This window comes from Pseudomonas sp. 2848, from assembly GCF_003253945.1.
Lineage (GTDB): Bacteria > Pseudomonadota > Gammaproteobacteria > Pseudomonadales > Pseudomonadaceae > Aquipseudomonas.
In genome coordinates this window covers 123,470-143,684 of the sequence record NZ_QKZD01000008.1, presented here as the reverse complement: position 1 = coordinate 143,684, position 20,215 = coordinate 123,470, and the positions used below count along the sequence as shown (strand labels likewise).

Annotated in this window: 17 protein-coding genes; 14 read left to right on the top strand and 3 right to left on the bottom strand. The window is 65.3% G+C overall.

Features of this window, described 5'->3' with window-relative positions; translation table 11 throughout:
- Window positions 1-127 precede the first annotated feature (127 nt).
- Both DFS21_RS17415 and DFS21_RS17410 read left to right on the top strand, forming a co-directional pair.
- Window positions 128-913 (top strand): outer membrane protein OmpK, encoded by a 786-nt coding sequence (locus DFS21_RS17415; RefSeq protein WP_111532724.1) that lies wholly within the window; start codon window positions 128-130, stop codon window positions 911-913.
- 351 nt (window positions 914-1,264) lie between these two features.
- On the top strand, window positions 1,265-2,047 hold the full coding sequence (locus DFS21_RS17410) for an outer membrane protein OmpK (RefSeq protein WP_102684649.1): 783 nt from the start codon (window positions 1,265-1,267) through the stop codon (window positions 2,045-2,047).
- 67 nt (window positions 2,048-2,114) lie between these two features.
- Here the strand turns inward: DFS21_RS17410 and DFS21_RS17405 are convergent, their stop codons facing one another.
- Window positions 2,115-3,029 carry a DUF808 domain-containing protein gene (locus DFS21_RS17405; RefSeq protein ID WP_046856492.1) on the bottom strand — a complete coding sequence of 305 codons (915 nt, stop codon included), beginning with the start codon at window positions 3,027-3,029 and terminating at the stop codon, window positions 2,115-2,117.
- 132 nt (window positions 3,030-3,161) lie between these two features.
- Here DFS21_RS17405 and DFS21_RS17400 point away from each other — a divergent pair, with 132 nt between their 5' ends.
- Window positions 3,162-3,773 (top strand): TetR/AcrR family transcriptional regulator, encoded by a 612-nt coding sequence (locus DFS21_RS17400; protein ID WP_102684647.1) that lies wholly within the window; start codon window positions 3,162-3,164, stop codon window positions 3,771-3,773.
- Window positions 3,774-3,887: 114 nt separating this feature from the next.
- On the opposite strand, the gene DFS21_RS17395 is transcribed toward DFS21_RS17400, so the two are convergent.
- On the bottom strand, window positions 3,888-4,328 hold the full coding sequence (locus DFS21_RS17395; RefSeq protein ID WP_111532723.1) for a heme-binding protein: 441 nt from the start codon (window positions 4,326-4,328) through the stop codon (window positions 3,888-3,890).
- Between the two features lie 257 nt (window positions 4,329-4,585).
- On the opposite strand from DFS21_RS17395, the gene gcl reads away from it, so the two are divergent.
- From gcl to DFS21_RS17355, 8 genes are all read left to right on the top strand, one after another.
- Window positions 4,586-6,361 carry a glyoxylate carboligase gene (gene gcl / locus DFS21_RS17390; protein ID WP_102684645.1) on the top strand — a complete coding sequence of 592 codons (1,776 nt, stop codon included), beginning with the start codon at window positions 4,586-4,588 and terminating at the stop codon, window positions 6,359-6,361.
- Between the two features lie 54 nt (window positions 6,362-6,415).
- Window positions 6,416-7,198: a hydroxypyruvate isomerase gene (gene hyi / locus DFS21_RS17385; RefSeq protein ID WP_110704621.1), complete on the top strand. Its 783-nt coding sequence runs from the start codon at window positions 6,416-6,418 to the stop codon at window positions 7,196-7,198.
- Window positions 7,199-7,294: 96 nt separating this feature from the next.
- Window positions 7,295-8,209: a 2-hydroxy-3-oxopropionate reductase gene (locus DFS21_RS17380; protein ID WP_352165414.1), complete on the top strand. Its 915-nt coding sequence runs from the start codon at window positions 7,295-7,297 to the stop codon at window positions 8,207-8,209.
- A gap of 197 nt (window positions 8,210-8,406) precedes the next feature.
- Window positions 8,407-9,681 (top strand): glycerate kinase, encoded by a 1,275-nt coding sequence (locus DFS21_RS17375; protein WP_102690681.1) that lies wholly within the window; start codon window positions 8,407-8,409, stop codon window positions 9,679-9,681.
- A complete protein-coding gene (gene pyk, locus DFS21_RS17370) occupies window positions 9,678-11,093 on the top strand; it encodes a pyruvate kinase (RefSeq protein WP_110605504.1) in 1,416 nt (471 codons plus the stop codon). The genes DFS21_RS17375 and pyk overlap by 4 nt, the downstream gene beginning before the upstream one ends.
- A gap of 128 nt (window positions 11,094-11,221) precedes the next feature.
- Entirely contained in the window at window positions 11,222-12,097 is an 876-nt protein-coding gene (locus tag DFS21_RS17365; RefSeq protein ID WP_110704531.1) for an urea transporter, read from the top strand.
- A gap of 45 nt (window positions 12,098-12,142) precedes the next feature.
- Complete coding sequence (locus tag DFS21_RS17360) at window positions 12,143-12,964, top strand: ion transporter (protein WP_102683547.1); 822 nt, start codon at window positions 12,143-12,145, stop codon at window positions 12,962-12,964.
- A gap of 124 nt (window positions 12,965-13,088) precedes the next feature.
- The gene (locus DFS21_RS17355; RefSeq protein WP_111532722.1) at window positions 13,089-14,087 is read left to right on the top strand and encodes a sulfate ABC transporter substrate-binding protein; all 999 of its coding nucleotides are present in this window, start codon (window positions 13,089-13,091) and stop codon (window positions 14,085-14,087) included.
- A gap of 146 nt (window positions 14,088-14,233) precedes the next feature.
- Here DFS21_RS17355 and DFS21_RS17350 read toward each other — a convergent pair whose 3' ends face one another.
- The gene (locus DFS21_RS17350; RefSeq protein WP_111532721.1) at window positions 14,234-15,163 is read right to left on the bottom strand and encodes a class I SAM-dependent methyltransferase; all 930 of its coding nucleotides are present in this window, start codon (window positions 15,161-15,163) and stop codon (window positions 14,234-14,236) included.
- Between the two features lie 161 nt (window positions 15,164-15,324).
- Between DFS21_RS17350 and DFS21_RS17345 the strand changes: the two genes are divergently transcribed.
- Genes DFS21_RS17345 through DFS21_RS17335 form a run of 3 tightly spaced genes read left to right on the top strand, consistent with a single transcriptional unit; the run spans window position 15,325 to window position 20,192 of the window.
- Window positions 15,325-15,978 carry a DsbA family protein gene (locus DFS21_RS17345; protein ID WP_102683549.1) on the top strand — a complete coding sequence of 218 codons (654 nt, stop codon included), beginning with the start codon at window positions 15,325-15,327 and terminating at the stop codon, window positions 15,976-15,978.
- The gene (locus DFS21_RS17340; protein ID WP_111532720.1) at window positions 15,975-17,078 is read left to right on the top strand and encodes an efflux RND transporter periplasmic adaptor subunit; all 1,104 of its coding nucleotides are present in this window, start codon (window positions 15,975-15,977) and stop codon (window positions 17,076-17,078) included. The genes DFS21_RS17345 and DFS21_RS17340 overlap by 4 nt, the downstream gene beginning before the upstream one ends.
- Window positions 17,079-17,114: 36 nt before the next feature.
- Window positions 17,115-20,192 carry a MexW/MexI family multidrug efflux RND transporter permease subunit gene (locus DFS21_RS17335; RefSeq protein WP_111532719.1) on the top strand — a complete coding sequence of 1,026 codons (3,078 nt, stop codon included), beginning with the start codon at window positions 17,115-17,117 and terminating at the stop codon, window positions 20,190-20,192.
- Window positions 20,193-20,215 lie beyond the last annotated feature (23 nt).

The following is a 20,215-nucleotide window of genomic DNA, read 5'->3' as shown; positions in this document are numbered from 1 at the left end:
CGCCGTCCTGGCCGCCCCGCTTCAACCCTGTGGTAACGCAGTACCGTCGGCCCGCCGGAATGGGCCGTCCGGGGCGCCTGCGCGCCGAAAAAGCCCTTACAAAAACAATAAGTCCGGGAATCACAACATGAAGCGCATCACCACCTCCGTCCTGCTGGGCAGCAGCCTGCTGGCCACCCTCCCCGTCCATGCCGGCGAATGGCTGCAGTGGCACGGCGAAAGCCTGTCCTACCTCTACGGCAAGGACTTCAAGGTCAACCCCGACATCCAGCAGACCATCACCTTCGAACACGCCAACAAGTGGAAGTACGGCGACACCTTCCTGTTCGTCGACAAGATCTTCTACAACGGCAAGGCCGACCCCGGCAAAGGCGTGACCACCTACTACGGTGAGTTCAGCCCGCGCCTGTCGTTCGGCAAGATCTTCGAGCACAACCTGGCCTTCGGCCCGGTCAAGGACGTGCTGCTGGCCATGACCTACGAGCGTGGCGAGGGCGACAACGAGGCCTACCTGATCGGCCCCGGCTTCGACCTGAACGTGCCCGGCTTCAACTATTTCACCCTGAACTTCTACCTGCGCAACACCGAAGGCAGCCGCCCCGGTGACAACGTCTGGCAGATCACCCCGGCCTGGTCCTACACCATCCCGGTGGGCAAGTCCGACATCCTGATCGACGGCTACATCGACTGGGTGGTCGACAACGACCAGACCCGCCGTGGCACCTACCACGCCAACCTGCAGTTCAACCCACAGGTCAAATACGACCTGGGCAAGGCCCTTAACCTGGGCGCCAAGCAGCTCTACGTCGGCTTCGAATACAGCTACTGGAAGGACAAGTACGGCATTGACAGCCGCGGCAACGTGGACAGCAACCAGAGCGTCGCCAGCGCCCTGGTGAAGGTGCATTTCTGACCGAACGGGCGCATGCCCGATGATGTGACACCGTGCTCCAGGACGGAGCACTTGAGGCCCGGCGCGCAAGTGAGTAATCTGCGCGCCCCCTCGATCGGGGCGGGAAGGATCCCGCCCGCGTTTGCTGACCGCCCAGTCAATGTTTCCGGGCGGTTTGCCAACGTGTTGCCAGCGTGAAATACCTATTTCATCCGTTCAGAAAGACGTCGAGCAGGATGGTTGTGCCCAACGTGGAAAAGTTGGCGCAGCTCTTGCCAAACAGCTGTGGCCAATTGAAAAAAGCTGACCCAAAAGACAAGAACAGCGCCCGAGCGCTGACAACAGATCCAACTCAAGGGAGCGACACACGCAATGCGTACCATCAATAGCCTGATCCTCGCCGGCGGCCTGCTGGCCTGCGGCGCCAGCCAAGCCGGTGACCTGCTGCAATGGCAGAACAACAGCCTGACCTACCTGTGGGGCAAGAACTTCAAGGTCAACCCCGAGACCCAGCAGACGGTCACCTTCGAGCACGCCGATGCGTGGAAGTACGGCGACAACTTCTTCTTCTTCGACAAGATCTTCTACCAGGGCAAGAAGGACGCCAGTAACGGCCCGAACACCTACTACGGCGAATTCAGCCCACGCCTGTCGTTCGGCAAGATCTTCGACCAGAAGCTCGAGTTCGGCCCGGTCAAGGACGTGCTGCTGGCCATGACCTACGAGTTCGGCGAGGGTGACACCGAGTCCTACCTGATCGGCCCCGGCTTCGACCTGGCGATCCCAGGCTTCGACTACTTCCAGCTGAACTTCTACCAGCGCACCACCGACGGCAGCCGTCCGGGCGACAACGTCTGGCAGATCACCCCGGTGTGGTCCTACACCATCCCTGTGGGTTCGTCCGACATTCTCATCGACGGCTTCATGGACTGGGTGGTGGACAACGACGAGAACCGTCGCGGCACCTACCAGGCGAACCTGCACTTCAACCCGCAGGTCAAGTACGACCTGGGCAAAGCGCTGCACCTGGGCGAGAAGCAGCTGTACGTGGGTATCGAGTACGACTACTGGAAGAACAAGTACGGCATCAAGGACAGCGATGCCTTCACTACCGATCAGAACACCATGAGTTTCCTGGTGAAAGTGCACTTCTGATCACACAGCGCTCAGGCTCTGTCTGACGTGGGAGCGGGCTTGCCCCGCCCCCACGTCCCTGCGCTACTCAGTGAGCAGGGCGCAGCGCCTGCCACAGCTTGCCGACGACGCTCACCACCGCCAGCACCACAGCCCCCGCAATCACCCCCGCCACACCATTGAGCAGTGCCCCGGTCAACGCCCCGCCCCGTCCTTCGCTGAACGCCTCGATAGCGTGATGCAGCGGCGCGATGCCATGTACCAGGATCCCGCCACCGACCAGGAACATCGCCGCGGTGCCGATCACCGACAGGCTTTTCATCATGTACGGCGCTGCGCGCAGGATACCGTTGCCCACCGCCTGGCTCAGCGCCGAGGCTTTCTTGGTCATCCACAGCCCCAGGTCATCGAGTTTGACGATGCCTGCCACCAGGCCATACACCCCCAGGGTCATGACGATGGCGATCCCCGACAGCACGATGATCTGCTGGCTCAGCGGCGCATCGGCCACGGTGCCCAGGGTGATGGCGATGATCTCGGCGGAAAGGATGAAATCGGTGCGCACCGCGCCCTTGATCTTGCTCTTCTCAAAAGCCACCAGGTCAACCTGCTCATCCGCCACGGCCGCCTTGCGTGCCTCGTGCTGCGCGTCGTCCTCGGCCTTGCTGTGCAGGAACTTGTGCGCCAGCTTCTCGAAGCCCTCGAAGCACAGGTAGGCGCCACCAACCATCAGCAACGGAATCACCGCCCACGGAATGAACGCGCTGATCAGCAACGCTGCCGGCACCAGGATCGCCTTGTTCACCAGCGAGCCCTTGGCCACCGCCCACACCACCGGGATCTCGCGTTCGGCGCGCACGCCGGTGACCTGCTGGGCGTTGAGCGCCAGGTCGTCGCCCAGTACCCCGGCGGTCTTCTTCGCCGCGACCTTGGTCATCAACGAGACGTCGTCGAGGACCGTGGCGATATCGTCGATCAATACCAGTAAGCTGCTTCCTGCCATGTCAAAATGTTTCCAGTAGGTTCGAATGGCCGGGATTCTAGCCCAAAGACGCTGCCTTGAGCGCCCGTCCGAGCGGGTGCTACCATGCCGGACCCCTCTTGGAGGGGCCAGACCCGAGGAAGATTCCCGACAATGAGCACCATTCGCGAGCGCAACAAGGAACTGATCCTGCGCGCAGCCAGTGAAGAATTCGCCGACAAGGGCTTCGCCGCCACCAAGACCAGCGATATCGCGGCCAAGGCCGGGCTGCCCAAGCCGAACGTGTACTACTACTTCAAGTCGAAGGAAAACCTCTACCGCGAGGTGCTCGAGAGCATCATCGCGCCGATCATGCAGGCCTCGACGCCGTTCAACGCCGACGGTGATCCGAAAGAGGTGCTCAGTTCGTACATCCGCTCGAAGATCCGCATCTCCCGCGACCTGCCCCACGCCTCCAAGGTGTTCGCCAGCGAGATCATGCATGGCGCGCCGCACCTGTCGCCGCGCCAGGTGGAGCAGCTCAACGAGCAGGCCCGGCACAACATCGAGTGCATCCAGCGCTGGATCGAGCGCGGCCAGATCGCCCACGTCGATCCGCACCACCTGATGTTCAGTATCTGGGCGGCGACGCAGACCTACGCGGATTTCGACTGGCAGATCGCCGTGGTGACCGGCAAGGCCAAACTGGCCGACAGCGACTATGACGCGGCGGCCGAGACCATCATCCGCCTGGTACTGAAGGGCTGCGAGCCCGAGGCGGCCTGAGCCAACGCAATCGCGGGGCAAGCCCGCTCCCACGCCCTGAACCGCCCTAAGCAGTAGGGAAAAGTCCAGATGACCGTGGGAGCGGGCTTGCCCCGCGATAGTTCTAAACCCTGATCAGGCAGCAACCCCCGCATCCGCCGTCAGCCCCACCTCTTCGATCGCACTGATCGCGCACTGCTCGTCGATATCCGACGTATCCCCGCTGATCCCTACAGCCCCCAGCACCTTGCCGTCCCGATCACGGATCAGCACCCCGCCCGGCACCGGCACCACCGGCCGCTCGCCCAGCCCGTTCAGCGCGGCATAGAACGCCGGCCGCTGCTGCGAATCCAGCGCCAGCAGGCGTGAACCCTTGCCCAGCGCCACCGCGCCCCAGGCCTTGCCGATGGCCACCTCGGGGCGCAGCAGGCTGGCGCCATCCTCGCGCTGCAACGCCAGCAGATGCCCGCCGGCGTCGAGCACCGCCACGGTCAAGGGCGCGGCGTTGATCTTGCGGCCTGCGGCCAGCGCGGCGTTCACCACGCCGACAGCGTCTTTGAGGGTCAATGCGTTCATGAAAAGGTCCTCTTCTTGTTGTGAGAAGCCCTGAGGGCAGTTGAAAACCAATAGACACGATAGAACACAACAAAGACACTGTTTGTATACAATTTTCTGATCCAATGTGTCTCGCTGCGACGAAATGCCGCCCTTTTTCGCCATGACCAGCAAGTCAAACCCGCCGACGAAAATGGATTGACCTTTTGCGCCGACCATGAATACACTCTGCCGCAACGCAAGTTGTATACAATTACAAAATCGATGAGGCACAAACCATGAGCAAAATGAGAGCAATCGATGCAGCCGTTCTGGTCATGCGCCGTGAAGGTGTAGATACCGCGTTCGGCATTCCCGGCGCCGCGATCAACCCGCTGTACTCGGCCCTGAAGAAAGTCGGTGGCATCGATCACGTCCTCGCTCGCCACGTCGAAGGCGCCTCGCACATGGCCGAGGGCTACACCCGCGCCAACCCGGGCAACATCGGCGTGTGCATCGGCACCTCCGGCCCCGCCGGCACCGACATGGTCACCGGCCTGTACAGCGCCTCGGCCGACTCCATCCCGATCCTCTGCATCACCGGCCAAGCCCCGCGTGCCCGCCTGCACAAGGAAGACTTCCAGGCCGTCGACATCACCAGCATCGTCAAGCCGGTGACCAAGTGGGCGACCACCGTGCTGGAGCCGGGCCAGGTGCCCTACGCGTTCCAGAAGGCCTTCTACGAGATGCGCACCGGCCGCCCAGGCCCCGTGTTGATCGACCTGCCGTTCGACGTGCAGATGGCCGAGATCGAGTTCGACATCGACGCCTACGAGCCACTGGCGATCAGCAAGCCAGCCGCCACCCGCGTCCAGGCCGAAAAAGCCCTGGCCCTGCTCAATGACGCCGAGCGCCCGCTGCTGGTAGCCGGCGGCGGCATCATCAACGCCGACGCCAGCGACAAGCTGGTCGAGTTCGCCGAACTGACCGGCGTCCCGGTAGTGCCAACCCTGATGGGCTGGGGCACCATCCCGGACGATCACGAATTGATGGTCGGCATGGTCGGCCTGCAGACCTCGCATCGCTACGGCAACGCGACCATGCTCAAGTCCGACCTGGTGTTCGGCATCGGCAACCGTTGGGCCAACCGCCATACCGGCTCCGTCGACGTCTACACCGAAGGCCGCAAGTTCGTGCACGTGGACATCGAACCGACCCAGATCGGCCGAGTGTTCACTCCAGATTTGGGTATCGTCTCGGACGCCGGCAAGGCCCTGGACGTGTTCCTCGAAGTGGCCCGCGAATGGAAAGCCGCAGGCCTGCTCAAGTGCCGCAAGGCCTGGCTGGAAGACTGCCAGGAACGCAAGGCTACCCTGCAGCGCAAGACCAACTTCGACAACGTCCCGGTCAAGCCGCAGCGCGTGTACCAGGAAATGAACGAAGTGTTCGGCAAGGACACCACCTACGTCAGCACCATCGGCCTGTCGCAGATCGCCGGCGCGCAGTTCCTGCACGTGTACAAGCCACGCCACTGGATCAACTGCGGCCAGGCCGGCCCGCTGGGCTGGACCATCCCTGCCGCGCTGGGTGTCGTCAAGGCCGACCCGAAACGCAAGGTGGTCGCGCTGTCCGGTGACTACGACTTCCAGTTCATGATCGAAGAGCTGGCGGTGGGCGCGCAGTTCAACCTGCCGTACGTACACGTGCTGGTGAACAACGCCTACCTCGGCCTGATCCGCCAGGCGCAGCGTGGTTTCGACATGGATTACTGTGTACAACTGGCGTTCGAGAACATCAATTCCACCGACGCCGCCACCTACGGTGTCGACCACGTCGCCGTGGTCGAGGGCCTGGGCTGCAAGGCCATCCGCGTGTTCCAACCGGCCGAGATCGCCCCTGCCCTGCTCAAGGCGCAGAAGATGGCCGAAGAGTTCCGCGTGCCGGTGGTGGTCGAAGTGATTCTCGAGCGTGTGACCAACATTTCCATGGGCACCGAGATCAACGCGGTCAACGAGTTCGAAGACCTCGCCCTGGTCGGCAACGACGCGCCGACCGCCATCTCGCTGCTGGACTGATCGCCTGACGCCCCCGCGCCGCGCGCGGGGGCAATCAACGCAAGGAGACGACTTATGCCTCGCTTCGCCGCCAACCTGTCCATGCTGTTCACCGAACAGGACTTCCTGGCTCGCTTCAAGGCCGCCGCCGACGCTGGTTTCAGCGGCGTCGAATACCTCTTCCCGTACGATTTCAGCGCCGCCGAGATCAAGCAGCAGCTCGACGCCCATGGCCTGACCCAGGTGCTGTTCAACCTGCCCGCGGGCGACTGGTCGAAAGGTGAGCGTGGCATCACCTGCCACCCCGACCGCGTCGAAGAGTTCCGCGCCGGTGTCGACAAGGCCATCGAGTACGCCAAGGTGCTGGGCAACACCCAGGTCAATGCCCTGGCCGGCATCCGCCCGCAAGGCCCGGACTGCGCCACCGTGCGCAAGACCTTCGTGGAAAACCTGCGCTACGCCGCTGACAAGCTCAAGGCCGCCGGCATCCGCCTGGTCATGGAAATGATCAACACCCGCGACATCCCGGGCTTCTACCTGAATACCACGAAACAGGCCCTGGAAATCCAGGCCGAGGTGGGCAGCGACAACCTGTTCCTGCAGTACGACATCTACCACATGCAGATCATGGAAGGTGACCTGGCGCGCACCCTGGAAACCAACCTCAAGCTGATCAACCACGTGCAGCTGGCCGACAACCCGGGCCGCCACGAGCCGGGCACCGGCGAGATCAACTACCGCTTCCTGTTCGAGCACCTGGACCGCATCGGCTACCAGGGCTGGGTGGGCGCGGAGTACAAGCCCAAGACCACCACCGAAGCCGGCCTGGGCTGGCTGAAGACCCACAACGTTATCTGATGAGGCAACCGTGGGAGCGGGCTTGACCCGCGATGACGATGGCAACCTTGGCACCGCCATCGCGGGTCAAGCCCGCCCCCACGGAGCCACGAACAAATACAAAAGAGGCAGATTCTCATGGCTAAAATCGGTTTCATCGGCACCGGCATCATGGGCAACCCCATGGCCCAGAACCTGCAAAAAGCAGGTCACAGCATCTTCGTTTCGACCCACCACGACGCAGCTCCGGCCAACCTGATCGCCGCTGGCGGCGTGGCCCTGGCCAACCCGAAGGAAGTGGCCCAGGAAGCTGAATTCATCATCGTCATGGTGCCCGACACCCCACAGGTCGAAAGCGTGCTGTTCGGTGAAAACGGCGTCGCCGAAGGCGTGGGCCCGAACAAGGTGGTGATCGACATGAGCTCGATCTCGCCTACCGCCACCAAAGCCTTCGCCGAGAAGATCAAGGCCACCGGCGCCGCCTACCTGGACGCCCCGGTGTCCGGCGGCGAAGTCGGCGCCAAGGCCGCGACCCTGAGCATCATGGTCGGCGGCTGCCCGAAAGCCTTCGAGCGCGCCCTGCCGCTGTTCGAAGCCATGGGCAAGAACATCACCCGCGTCGGCGGCAACGGCGATGGCCAGACCGCCAAGGTGGCCAACCAGATCATCGTCGCCCTGAACATCCAGGCCGTTGCCGAAGCCCTGCTGTTCGCCGCCAAGAACGGCGCCGACCCGGCCAAGGTGCGCGAGGCGCTGATGGGCGGCTTCGCATCGTCGAAGATCCTCGAAGTGCACGCCGAGCGCATGATCAAAGGCACCTTCGACCCAGGCTTCCGCATCAACCTGCACCAGAAGGACCTCAACCTGGCCCTGCAAGGCGCCAAGGAGCTGGGCATCAACCTGCCCAACACCTCCAATGCCCAGCAAGTGTTCAACACCTGCCAGGCCCTGGGCGGCGGCAACTGGGACCACTCGGCGCTGATCAAGGGCCTGGAGCACATGGCCAACTTCTCGATCCGCGACGACAAGTAAACCTGTACCTGCCCTTCGCGGATAAATCCGCTCCTTGTAGGAGCGGATTTATCCGCGATGCGGCCAACACCAATGAACCTGTAACCACAGGTCCATGAGGTGACACCGAGCAACACCCGCCCCTGGTTCGGCCTGCACGGAGGCAGTTCCAGGGGCGTTTTCGATTTTGCAGAACAACAAGAATCTGGGAGCCTGCCATGTCGGTCGATCCACAAAAATTCCTGCGCGAGCTGTTCGACACAGCCATCGCCGCCGCCCACCCCCGTCAGGTCCTCGAACCCCACCTGCCCGCCGACCGTAGCGGCCGGGTCATCGTCATCGGCGCCGGCAAGGCCGCTGCCGCCATGGCCGAAGTGGTCGAGAAGAGCTGGCAGGGCGAAGTCTCTGGCCTGGTGGTCACCCGCTACGGCCATGGCGCCAGCTGCCAGAAGATCGAGGTGGTCGAAGCCGCCCACCCGGTCCCCGACGCTGCCGGCCTGGCCGTGGCCAAGCGCGTGCTCGACCTGGTCAGCAACCTGAGCGAAGACGACCGCGTCATCTTCCTGCTCTCCGGCGGTGGCTCGGCCCTGCTGGCCCTACCCGCCGAAGGCCTGACCCTGGCCGACAAGCAGCAGATCAACAAGGCCCTGCTGAAATCCGGCGCCACCATCGGCGAGATGAACTGCGTGCGCAAGCACCTCTCGGCGATCAAGGGCGGGCGCCTGGCCAAGGCCTGCTGGCCGGCCACCGTCTACACCTACGCGATTTCCGATGTACCGGGCGACCTGGCCACGGTCATCGCCTCCGGCCCCACCGTGGCCGACCCGAGCACCTCGGCCGATGCCCTGGCGATCCTCAAGCGCTACAACATCGAAGCGCCCAAGGCCGTCATCGACTGGCTCAACAACCCGGCCTCGGAAACCGTCAAGGCCGACGATCCGACGCTGGCGCGCAGCCACTTCCAGCTGATCGCCCGCCCCCAGCAGTCGCTCGAGGCCGCCGCGGTGAAAGCCCGCCAGGCCGGTTTCAGCCCGCTGATCCTCGGTGACCTGGAAGGCGAGTCGCGCGAGGTGGCCAAGGTGCATGCCGGCATCGCCCGCCAGGTCGTCCTGCACGGCCAGCCGCTGAAGGCGCCCTGCGTGATCCTCTCCGGCGGCGAGACCACCGTCACCGTGCGCGGCAATGGCCGTGGCGGGCGCAACGCCGAGTTCCTGCTCAGTCTTACCGAAAGCCTCAAGGGCCTGCCGGGGGTGTACGCATTGGCCGGTGATACCGACGGCATCGACGGCTCCGAGGACAACGCCGGCGCCTTCATGACCCCGGACAGCCACGCCCGCGCCGAGGCCCTGGGCCTGTCGGCCAGCGATGAGCTGGACAACAACAACGGCTATGGCTACTTCGCCGCGCTCGACGCGCTGATCGTCACCGAGCCGACCCGCACCAACGTCAACGACTTCCGCGCCATCCTGATCCTCGAGACCGACCCCTCATGACGCCTGATAAAAAAGTAAAAATCCTCGCCACCCTCGGGCCTGCGATCAAGGGCATCGACGACATCCGCCAGCTGGTCGAGGCCGGGGTGAACATCTTCCGCCTCAACTTCAGCCACGGCGAACACGCCGACCACGCCCTGCGCTACCAGTGGATCCGCGAAGTCGAGCAGCAGCTCAACTACCCGCTGGGCATCCTCATGGACCTGCAGGGGCCGAAGCTGCGCGTCGGCCGTTTTGCCGACGGCAAGGTGCAACTGCAACGCGGCCAGGCCCTGCGCCTGGACCTGGACAAGACCCCGGGCGACAGCCGCCGGGTGAACCTGCCGCACCCGGAGATCATCGCCGCGCTGGAGCCCGGCATGGACCTGCTGCTCGATGACGGCAAGCTGCGCCTGCGCGTAACCGCCAAGCACAGCGACGCCATCGACACCGAAGTGCTAGCCGGCGGCGAGCTGTCCGACCGCAAGGGCGTCAACGTGCCCCAGGCGGTGCTCGACCTGTCCCCGCTCACCGAGAAGGACCGCCGCGACCTCACCTTCGGCCTCGAGCTGGGCGTGGACTGGGTGGCCCTGTCGTTCGTGCAGCGCCCGCAGGACATCCTCGAAGCACGCGAGCTGATCGGCGACCGTGCCTACCTGATGGCCAAGATCGAGAAGCCCTCGGCGGTCGAGCAGCTGCAGGCCATCGCCGAGCTGTCCGACGCGATCATGGTCGCCCGTGGCGACCTGGGCGTGGAAGTGCCGGCCGAGAGCGTGCCGCAGATCCAGAAGGGCATCATCAATACCTGCCGCCAGCTGGGCAAGCCAGTGGTGGTGGCCACGCAGATGCTCGAATCCATGCGTTTCTCCCCGGCCCCGACCCGCGCCGAGGTCACCGATGTGGCCAACGCCGTGGCCGAAGGCGCCGATGCGGTGATGCTGTCGGCCGAGACCGCCTCGGGCGACTACCCGCTGGAAGCCGTGCAGATGATGAGCAAGATCATCCGCCAGGTGGAGAACGGCCCGGACTACCAGGCCCAGCTCGACGTTGGCCGGCCCAAGGCCGAAGCCACGGTGTCGGACGCCATCAGCTGCGCGATCCGCCGCATCAGCGGCATCCTGCCGGTGGCGGTGCTGGTTAACTACAGCGAATCGGGGAACTCCACCCTGCGCGCCGCCCGCGAGCGGCCACGGGCGCCGATCCTCAACCTGACGCCGAACCTGAACACCGCCCGCCGCCTGAGCGTGGCCTGGGGCGTGCACTCGGTGGTCAACGACCGCCTGCGCCAGGTCGACGAGGTGGTCTCCACGGCGCTGGAAATCGCCCAGGCCCAAGGCATGGCCAGCCGTGGCGACACGCTGCTGATCACCGCCGGTGTGCCCTTCGGCAAGCCGGGTTCGACTAATACGCTGCGGATCGAGACGCTGGTGTAACAACCTGCACGACTCCTGTGGGAGCGGCGGTGCGCCGCTCCCACGAGACGTGCTAGCAACCCATGACATCGCGGAAAACCGAGGCCCGAAGAGGCCCACCGCTCCCCCACTCACCTTACCGACTGCCCATGTACACCAAGAATTTCGTCAACCCGTGCCCCGACTGGGCCACGGCCTTGCTCAACGGTTTCAGCCAGGTGCTGCTGCTGCGCAATCCCCTGTGCGGCCTGTGCTGCCTGCTGGCCATCCTGCTGACCGCGCCGAACCTGGTCGGCGGCGCCCTGCTCGGCGCCCTGGCCGGCCTGCTTACCGCCCAACGCCGCGGCTACGACCGCGCCGACCGCCAGGCCGGGCTGTACTGCTACAACGGCGTACTGATCGGCATCCTGATCAGCGCCGTATTGCCCTGGTCGGCGATCCTGCCACCGCTGATCATCGCCGCCGGCGGCCTGTCGAGCATGCTCACCCACCAATGGCGCAAGCGCGGCGGCAAGCTGCTGATCGCCTACACCGCGCCATTCGTGCTGCTGGGCTGGGCCGCGTTGCTGCTGACCGAGCCGTCGGCCAACGGCTATGTCGAAGCCGATCCTGTGTATGCCCTGCTGCGCGGCGTGGGGCAGATCTTTTTGCTCGACAAGCCCATGGCCGGCCTGCTGATCGTCATCGGCATGTACTTCGCCAACCCCTATGCCGCCACCTGGGCGCTGATCGGCTCGGCCATCGGCGGTGGTGTCGCGCTGCTGGCTGGAGAAACGCAGGCCGCGTGGCTGGGGCTGTATGGCTTCAACGCCGCCCTGGCGGCCCTGGCCTTCAGTCGCCAGGGCGAGAAACCCTGGGTGACCTTGCTCGCTATCGCCTGCGCCCTGCTGCTGCAGCCACTGTTCAACCTGCTGCCAATCGCCGGGCTGACCGCGCCGTTCGTGACCGCGTGCTGGCTGATGCACCTGGGCAACCACCTGATGCAGCTCAACCAGCGCCGCAACGCGCCTCGCTTGCACAGCTGATACCCAGCCCCTAGGCTCTGCCCATCCACACAATGGAACGAGCCCATGGACAACCCTGCGAGCCTGCGCGAGCGGCTCTACGTCATCGTCTTCCAGACCGACACCACGGCTGGCAGACGCTTCGACAAGATTCTCCTGTTGATCATCCTGGCCAGCCTGGTGACGGTGATCCTCGACAGCATCGACGACGTTCACCAGAACTACGCCGGCCTGCTGGCCGGGATCGAGTGGGGCTTCACCGCGATCTTCCTCGCCGAATACATCACCCGCCTGTACTGCTCGCCCAAGCCACTGCGCTATGCCTTCAGCTTCTACGGGCTGGTCGACCTGCTGGCGATCGTGCCGGGGATCATCGCCCTGTACTACAGCGACGCCCAGTACCTGCTGATCATCCGCGTGGTGCGCATGCTGCGGATCTTCCGTGTGCTCAAGCTCAGCCCCTACCTCAAGCAGGCCCACTACCTGCTGGCGGCGCTGCAGGGCAGCAAGCAGAAGATCATCGTGTTCCTGGTCAGCGTGTCGACCCTGGTGACCGTGTTCGGCACGTTGATGTACGTGATCGAAGGGCCGGAGCATGGCTTCACCAGCATCCCCAAGGGCATCTACTGGGCCATCGTCACCCTCACCACCGTGGGCTTCGGCGATATCGTGCCGACCACGCCGCTGGGGCAGGTGCTGTCGTCGCTGGTGATGATCACCGGTTACTCGATCATCGCCGTGCCCACCGGCATCTTCACCGCCGAACTGGCCAATGCCATGCGCGGCGAACAGTTGCAGCATGACTGCCCGACCTGCGCCAAGCACCACCACGAGCATGGCGCGGCGTTCTGTTCGCGCTGTGGCAATGCGTTGTTTCCCAAGCAATAGGCAGCGTCCCCAATGCAGGGCAAGCATAAGCAAAGAGCCATTTGGTCTTTAGCCCCCATAGCGCCAAACGCTATAGTCGCTGGCATATCGCCAACCCTTTGAATCAGAACAAGGAATGCCCCCAGTGAAAAAACTCTTCAGTGCCTCGCTGCTCGCCGCGGGCCTGGCCCTGGGCAACCTCGCCCAGGCCGCCCCTACCCTGCTCAACGTGTCGTACGACGTGATGCGCGACTTCTACAAGGACTACAACCCGGCGTTCCAGAAGCACTGGGAGAAGGAGCACAACGAAAAGGTCAACCTGCAGATGTCCTTCGGCGGCTCGAGCAAGCAGGCGCGCGCGGTGATCGATGGCCTGCCGGCCGACGTGATCACCATGAACATGGCCACCGACATCAATGCCCTGGCCGACAACGGCAAGCTGGTGCCGGACAACTGGGTAACGCGCCTGCCGAACAACAGCGCGCCGTTCACCTCGGCCACCGTGTTCATCGTGCGCAAAGGCAACCCCAAGGCGCTGAAGGACTGGCCCGACCTGCTGAAGGACGGCGTGCAGGTGATCGTGCCCAACCCGAAGACATCGGGTAACGGCCGCTACACCTACCTCTCGGCCTGGGGCTACGTGCTCAAGCAGGGCGGTGACGAAAGCAAGGCCCGCGACTTCGTCGGCAAGCTGTTCAAGCAGGCCCCGGTACTGGACACCGGTGGCCGCGCCGCCACCACCACTTTCATGACCAACCAGATCGGCGATGTGCTGGTGACCTTCGAGAACGAGGCCGAGATGATCGCCCGCGAGTTCGGCCGCGACCAGTTCGAAGTGGTCTACCCGAGCGTGTCGGCCGAAGCCGAGCCGCCGGTGAGCGTGGTCGACAAGGTGGTGGCCAAGAAAGGTACCCAGGCCGTGGCCGAGGAATACCTGAAGTACCTGTGGTCGCCGGAGGCCCAGGAGATCGCCGCGAACAACTACCTGCGTCCGCGTGACGCCACTGTGCTGGCCAAGTACACCGACCGTTTCCCGAAAGTCGACTTCCTGTCGGTGGAGAAGACCTTCGGCGACTGGCGCACCGTGCAGAAGACCCACTTCAATGACGGTGGCGTGTTCGACCAGATCTATACCAACAAGTAACCACCGTTCTCAGGGTCAGATCTGAGGGAGCGGCTCGTGGGAGCGGGCTTGCCCCACGATAGAGCCAGCCCAGGCAACACTGTCGTTGCCTCTGTCGCCATCGCGGGGCAAGCCCGCTCCCACGCACCTTCCAGTATCAATAAGGGTCAAGCCTGCTGGCGAAACACCAGCGCCTTCAGGCCACCCTCCGGATCGGCATCCGGAAACTCCGGCGGATTCTCCAGCCGCTCGACGAACGCCAGCCCCGGCGCCTGCTCGGCCATCCCCTCGATGAGAAACTGCGGCCCGATCCCCGGATCGTTGACGCAGGCCAATACCGTGCCGCCTTCAGTCAACAACTCCGGCAAACGCCGAAGGATCTTGGCGTAGTCCTGGGTCAGCACGAAGCTGCCGCGCTGGAAGGTCGGCGGATCGATGATGATCAGGTCGTACGGCCCGTACTTGCGCACCTTGCCCCACGACTTGAACAGCTCATGCCCCAGGTACGCGACCCGCGAGGCGTCATGGCCATTGAGCCGGTGATTGTCGCGGCCCCGGGACAGCGCCGACTTGGCCATGTCCAGGTTGACCACCTGCTCGGCGCCGCCGGCAATCGCCGCCACCGAGAAACCACAGGTATAGGCGAACAGGTTGAGCACGCGCTTGCCGCCCGCCTGCTCGCGCACCCAGCGCCGGCCGTAGCGCATGTCGAGGAACAGGCCGTTGTTCTGTCGCACGCCCAGGTCGAGCAGGTACTTCAGGCCATCCTCGACCACCTCGCGCTGCTGGCACGGCGCGCCCCACAGCCACTGCCCAGGGCTGTCGGGCAGGTAGCGGTGCTGCAGCAGGATGGCCTGGCCGCTCCACTGCGGGCGCTCGGCCAACGCCATCAGCATCGCTTCAAGCTCGGCCAGCTGGCCCTCGGGCGGCTCGCGGAACAGCGCCACCAGCAACACGCCGTCGAGCCAGTCGATGGTGATCTGTTCAAGCCCCGGCCAGCAGCGGCCACGGCCATGGAACAGGCGGCGAGTCTCCTGGGGGGCAGGGTCGAGGGCGGCGAGCAGGTGCTGCTCGAGGGTGGCAATGGCTGGGCTCATGTCGGCTACGGTCAGGCAAAAGCGCCATTCTACCCGCTCGCGACCGGGCCGGGCGGCCATCGATGAAGGGGATGAGAGGGTTTGCGGCACTTTTGTCGCTTTTTTCTTGCCGGGGCGCTGTGGATAGTGCGGCCATCCCTCCCTGAAACCGGATCACTGCCATGTCACCCCTGAAAGTCGAATTCTTCCACGATGTCGTCTGCGGCTGGTGCTTCGTCCTCGCCCCGCGCCTCAAGCAGCTGCAGGACGAACTGAACCTGGACGTGCAGCACCGCAGCTTCATCCTGCAGACCAGCCGCGAGGCAATGGTCGAGCGCTTCGGCTCGATGCCCAAGGCCAAGGAGACCATCCTCAGCCACTGGCTGTCGTGCTCGCGCGCCGAGGACGTCAAGCGCATCAACATCGAAGCCATGCGCCAGCAGGACTTCGAGTACCCCACCGGCCTGCTCGCGGGCCTGGCCTGCCAGACCGCCAAGGCCCTGGGCGGCAACGAAGGCCACGAGCGCCTGTTCGACCGCCTGCAGGAAGCCCACCTGGTGCAGGCCCGCAACATCGGCGACCGCGCCACCGTGCTGGCGGTGGCCGCCGAAGCCGGTTTCGACCCGCAGGCCTTCGCCACGGCATTCGACCAGCAGGCCCCGCAGATGCTCGAGGAAGAACTGGCCCAGGGCCGGCGCCTGGGCATCAGCTCGGTGCCCAGCCTGGTGATCGACGGCCGCTACCTGGTCCCCGGCGCGCTGAGCCTCGAGCAACTGCGCCAGACCTTCATCCAGGTCCGTGCCAACCAGAACCAGGCACAAGGAGCCGCCCAATGAAAAACCGTTACTGGATCGCCGCCGGCACGTCCCTGTCGCTGCTGGCCATGGCCCTGCTGCCCGCCCCGGCGGTAGTGGCCAACGACGCCCCCGCCGCCCAGGCCAACGCCACCCCGGTGGCAATCGCCCGCGTGCAGTCGGGCCCGATGCCGCAGGTGCTCAGCGCCGTCGGCACCCTGGAGGCGGTACACCAGGTCAATGTCTCGCCCGAGGTCGGCGGGCGCATCACCGCGTTGGAGTTCACCGCCGGCAAGGCCGTGGCCGCAGGCCAGGTGCTGGTCAAGCTCAACGACGCGCCCGAGCGCGGCGAGCTGGCCAAGCTGCAGGCCCAGGCCAAGAACGCCAAGCTGGCCCTGGAGCGCACGCGCAAGGTGCTGCCGCTGGCCTCCACCCAGGCCCAGCTGGATCAGGCCCAGGCCAACTACGACCAGCTGCTCGGCGAGATCGCCCAGGTCCAGGCGCAGATCGCGCAGAAGACCATCCGCGCTCCGTTCGCCGGCGTGCTGGGTATCCGCAAGGTCAACCTCGGCCAGTACGTCAGCCCCGGCGACAGCCTGGTGACCCTCACCGAGCTGTCGCGCCTGCACGTCAACTTCCCGCTGCCCGAGCAGTCCGCCGCCGCCCTGCAGGCGGGCCAGGCCATCACCCTCAAGGTCGACGCCTGGCCGCAGCAGCGCTTTGTCGCCGCGGTCACCACCCTGGAGCCGCAGATCGACCCGGGCGCCCGCTCCATGCTGGTGCAGGCAACCCTCGACAACCCCGGCCAGCAACTCAAGCCGGGCATGTTCGCCAACGTCAGCATCGAGCTGCCGAGCCACGCCGATGTGCTGAGCGTGCCGGAGACGGCGATCAGCTACAGCGCCTACGGCAACTCGCTGTACGTGCTGCGCGAGAAGGACGGCGCCCTGCGCGTGGAGCAGGTGTTCGTCAAGCTCGGCGCGCGCCGCGACGACCGCGTGGTGGTGCTCGACGCGCTGACCCCGGGCGACCGCGTGGTGGTCTCGGGGCAGATCCGCCTGAGCAACGGCATGCCGGTGCGGGTCACCGACGACACCCTGGCCGCCAGCACCCCGCGCAAGCCGGACCTGGCCCAGCAGTAATGGGTTTGCGTGCCACTGAAAAGGACCTGTAGCACCATGAAATTCACCGACCTGTTCATCCGCCGCCCGGTACTGACCCTGGTGGTCTGCGCGATGATCGTCATGCTTGGCCTGTTGGCGCTGCTGAACCTGCCGATCCGCCAGTACCCGCAGCTGGAAAGCGCGACCATCACCATCACCACCGAATACCCCGGCGCCCGCTCGCAGCTGATGCAGGGCTTCGTCACCCAGCCCATCTCGCAGGCCGTGGCCTCGGTCGACGGCGTCGACTACCTGAGCTCGACCTCGACCCAGGGCAAGAGCGTCATCAGCGTGCGCCTGAAGCTCAACGCCGACTCCAACAAGGCCCTCACCGAGATCATGGCCGCCGTCAACCAGGTCAAGTACCGCCTGCCCGAAGGCGCCTACGACTCGGTGGTGGCCAAGTCTTCCGGCGAAGGCACGGCGGTGATCTACGTCGGCTTCTCGAGCAAGGACATTGGCCTGCCGGCGATCACCGACTATATCTCCCGCGTGGTGCAGCCGCGCCTGGCGGCCATCGACGGCGTGGCCGAAGCGCAGATCCTCGGCGGCCAGAAGCTGGCCATGCGCCTGTGGCTGGACCCGGCGCGCATGGCCGCGCGCAACCTGTCGGCCAGCGACGTGGCCGAGGCCATCCGCCAGAACAACTTCCAGGCCGCCCCCGGCCAGACCAAGGGCCAGTACGTCTCGGCCAACATCAACATCAACACCGACCTGACCAGCGTCGACCAGTTCCGCCAGATGGTGGTGCGCCGCGACGGCGACACGCTGATCCGCCTGAGCGACATCGGCACCGCCGAGCTCGGCGCCACCTCCTATGACACCAGCGGCATCATGGACGGCGAGCCGGCGGTGTTCATCGGCCTGCACGCCACCCCCGCCGGCAACCCGCTGACCATCGTCGGCGCGGTGCAGGAGATGATGCCGCAGATCCGCGAGACCATGCCGCCGGGCATGACCGCCAACATCGTGTTCGAGGTGGCGCGCTTTATCCAGGCGTCCATCGATGAAGTGGTCAAGACCCTGATCGAGGCCGTGGTGATCGTCGCCGTGGTGATCTTCCTGTTCCTCGGCTCGCTGCGCAGCGTGCTGATCCCGCTGGTGACCATCCCGCTGTCGCTGATCGGCGCGGCGGCGATCATGAGCCTGTTCGGGTTCAGCATCAACCTGCTGACCCTGCTGTCGATGGTCCTGGCCATCGGCCTGGTGGTGGACGACGCCATCGTCGTGGTGGAGAACGTCCACCGCCATATCGAGGAAGGCAAGTCGCCGTTGCAGGCAGCCTTGGTCGGCGCCCGCGAGATCGCCGGCCCCGTGATCGCCATGACCCTGACCCTGGCCGCGGTGTACGCCCCGATCGGCCTGATGGGCGGGCTGACCGGCGCGCTGTTCAAGGAGTTCGCCTTCACCCTCGCCGGCGCCGTGGTGGTGTCCGGCGTGGTGGCGCTGACCCTGTCGCCGGTGATGAGCGCCTTCCTGCTCAACCGCCAGGCCAGCGAAGGGCCGATGGCCCGTGGCGCCGAGCGCTTCTTCCAGTGGCTGGGCAAGGGCTACGGCCGCGTGCTGGACGTCTCCCTGCACCACCGCTGGCTGACCCTGGCAATTGCCGCGGCGGTATTCGTCAGCCTGCCGATCCTCTACCTCGGCGCCCAGCGCGAGCTGGCGCCGGTCGAGGACCAGGCCCAGGTGCTGGCGGTGGCCAAGGCCCCGCAGTACGCCAACATCGACTACACCGAGATGTACGCGCACCGCATGGACCGCCTGTTCGCCACCTTCCCGGAAACCGACATCACCTGGGTGGTCAACGGCAACGACGGCCCGCGCACCGCGTTCGGCGGCGCCAACCTGAGCACCTGGGAAAAGCGCCAGCGCAGCGCCGACCAGTTGCAAGCCGAGATCCAGAAAGCCGTGGGCGAGATCGAGGGCGTGGCCATCTTCGCCTTCCAGTTGCCGCCGCTGCCCGGTTCCACCGGCGGCCTGCCGGTGCAGATGGTGATCCAGAGCTCCCAGGACCACCGCGTGGTGTTCGACGCCATGGACAAGATCAAGCAAGCGGCCATGGCCAGCGGCCTGTTCGCCGTGGTCGACTCCGACCTGGACTTCAACAGCCCGCTGGTCAACATCAACATCGACCGCAGCAAGGCCAACGACCTGGGCATCAGCATGCAGGCCATCGGCGACGCCCTGGCGGTGCTGGTGGGCGAGAACTACGTCAACCGCTTCGCCCTCGACGGCCGCTCCTACGACGTGATCCCGCAGGTGGCACGGGCCCAGCGCCTGTCGGCGGAAATGCTGGTCGGCCAGTACGTCAAGGCCGCCAACGGCGCCCAGGTGCCGCTGTCGACCCTGGTCAGCTTCGACATGTCGATCGAGCCCAACAAGCTGACCCAGTTCAACCAGCTCAACTCGGCCACCCTGCAGGCGGTGCCGGCGCCGGGCGTGAGCATCGGCGACGCGGTGCAGTTCCTCGCCGCCCAGGCCAATGCCCTGCCCACCGGCTTCAGCCATGACTGGCTGTCCGATGCCCGCCAGTTCGTCCAGGAAGGCAGTGCCCTGGTGGTGACGTTCATCTTCGCCATCCTGGTCATCTACCTGGTGCTGGCGGCGCAGTTCGAAAGCCTGCGCGACCCGCTGGTGATCCTGGTCAGCGTGCCGATGTCGGTGTGCGGCGCGCTGATCCCGCTGTACCTGGGCTACGCCACGGTAAACATCTACACGCAGATCGGCCTGGTGACCCTGGTCGGCCTGATCAGCAAGCATGGCATCCTCATGGTCGAGTTCGCCAACGAGCTGCAGCAGGCCGACCAGCTCGACCGCCGCACGGCCATCGAGCGCGCCGCGCAGATCCGCCTGCGGCCGATCCTGATGACCACCGCGGCCATGGTGGTGGGCCTGGTCCCGCTGCTGCTGGCCAGCGGCGCCGGTGCCCACAGCCGCTTCAGCCTGGGCCTGGTGATCGTCATCGGCATGCTGGTCGGCACGCTGTTCACCCTGTTCATCCTGCCCACCGTGTACTCGCTGCTGGCCAAGGACCACCGCGCCAACGAAGACCCACGCCTGCAGGAACTGGCCGCCTACACCCAGCCGGCCTGACCCCTTCGCCCGCCCTCCCCTGT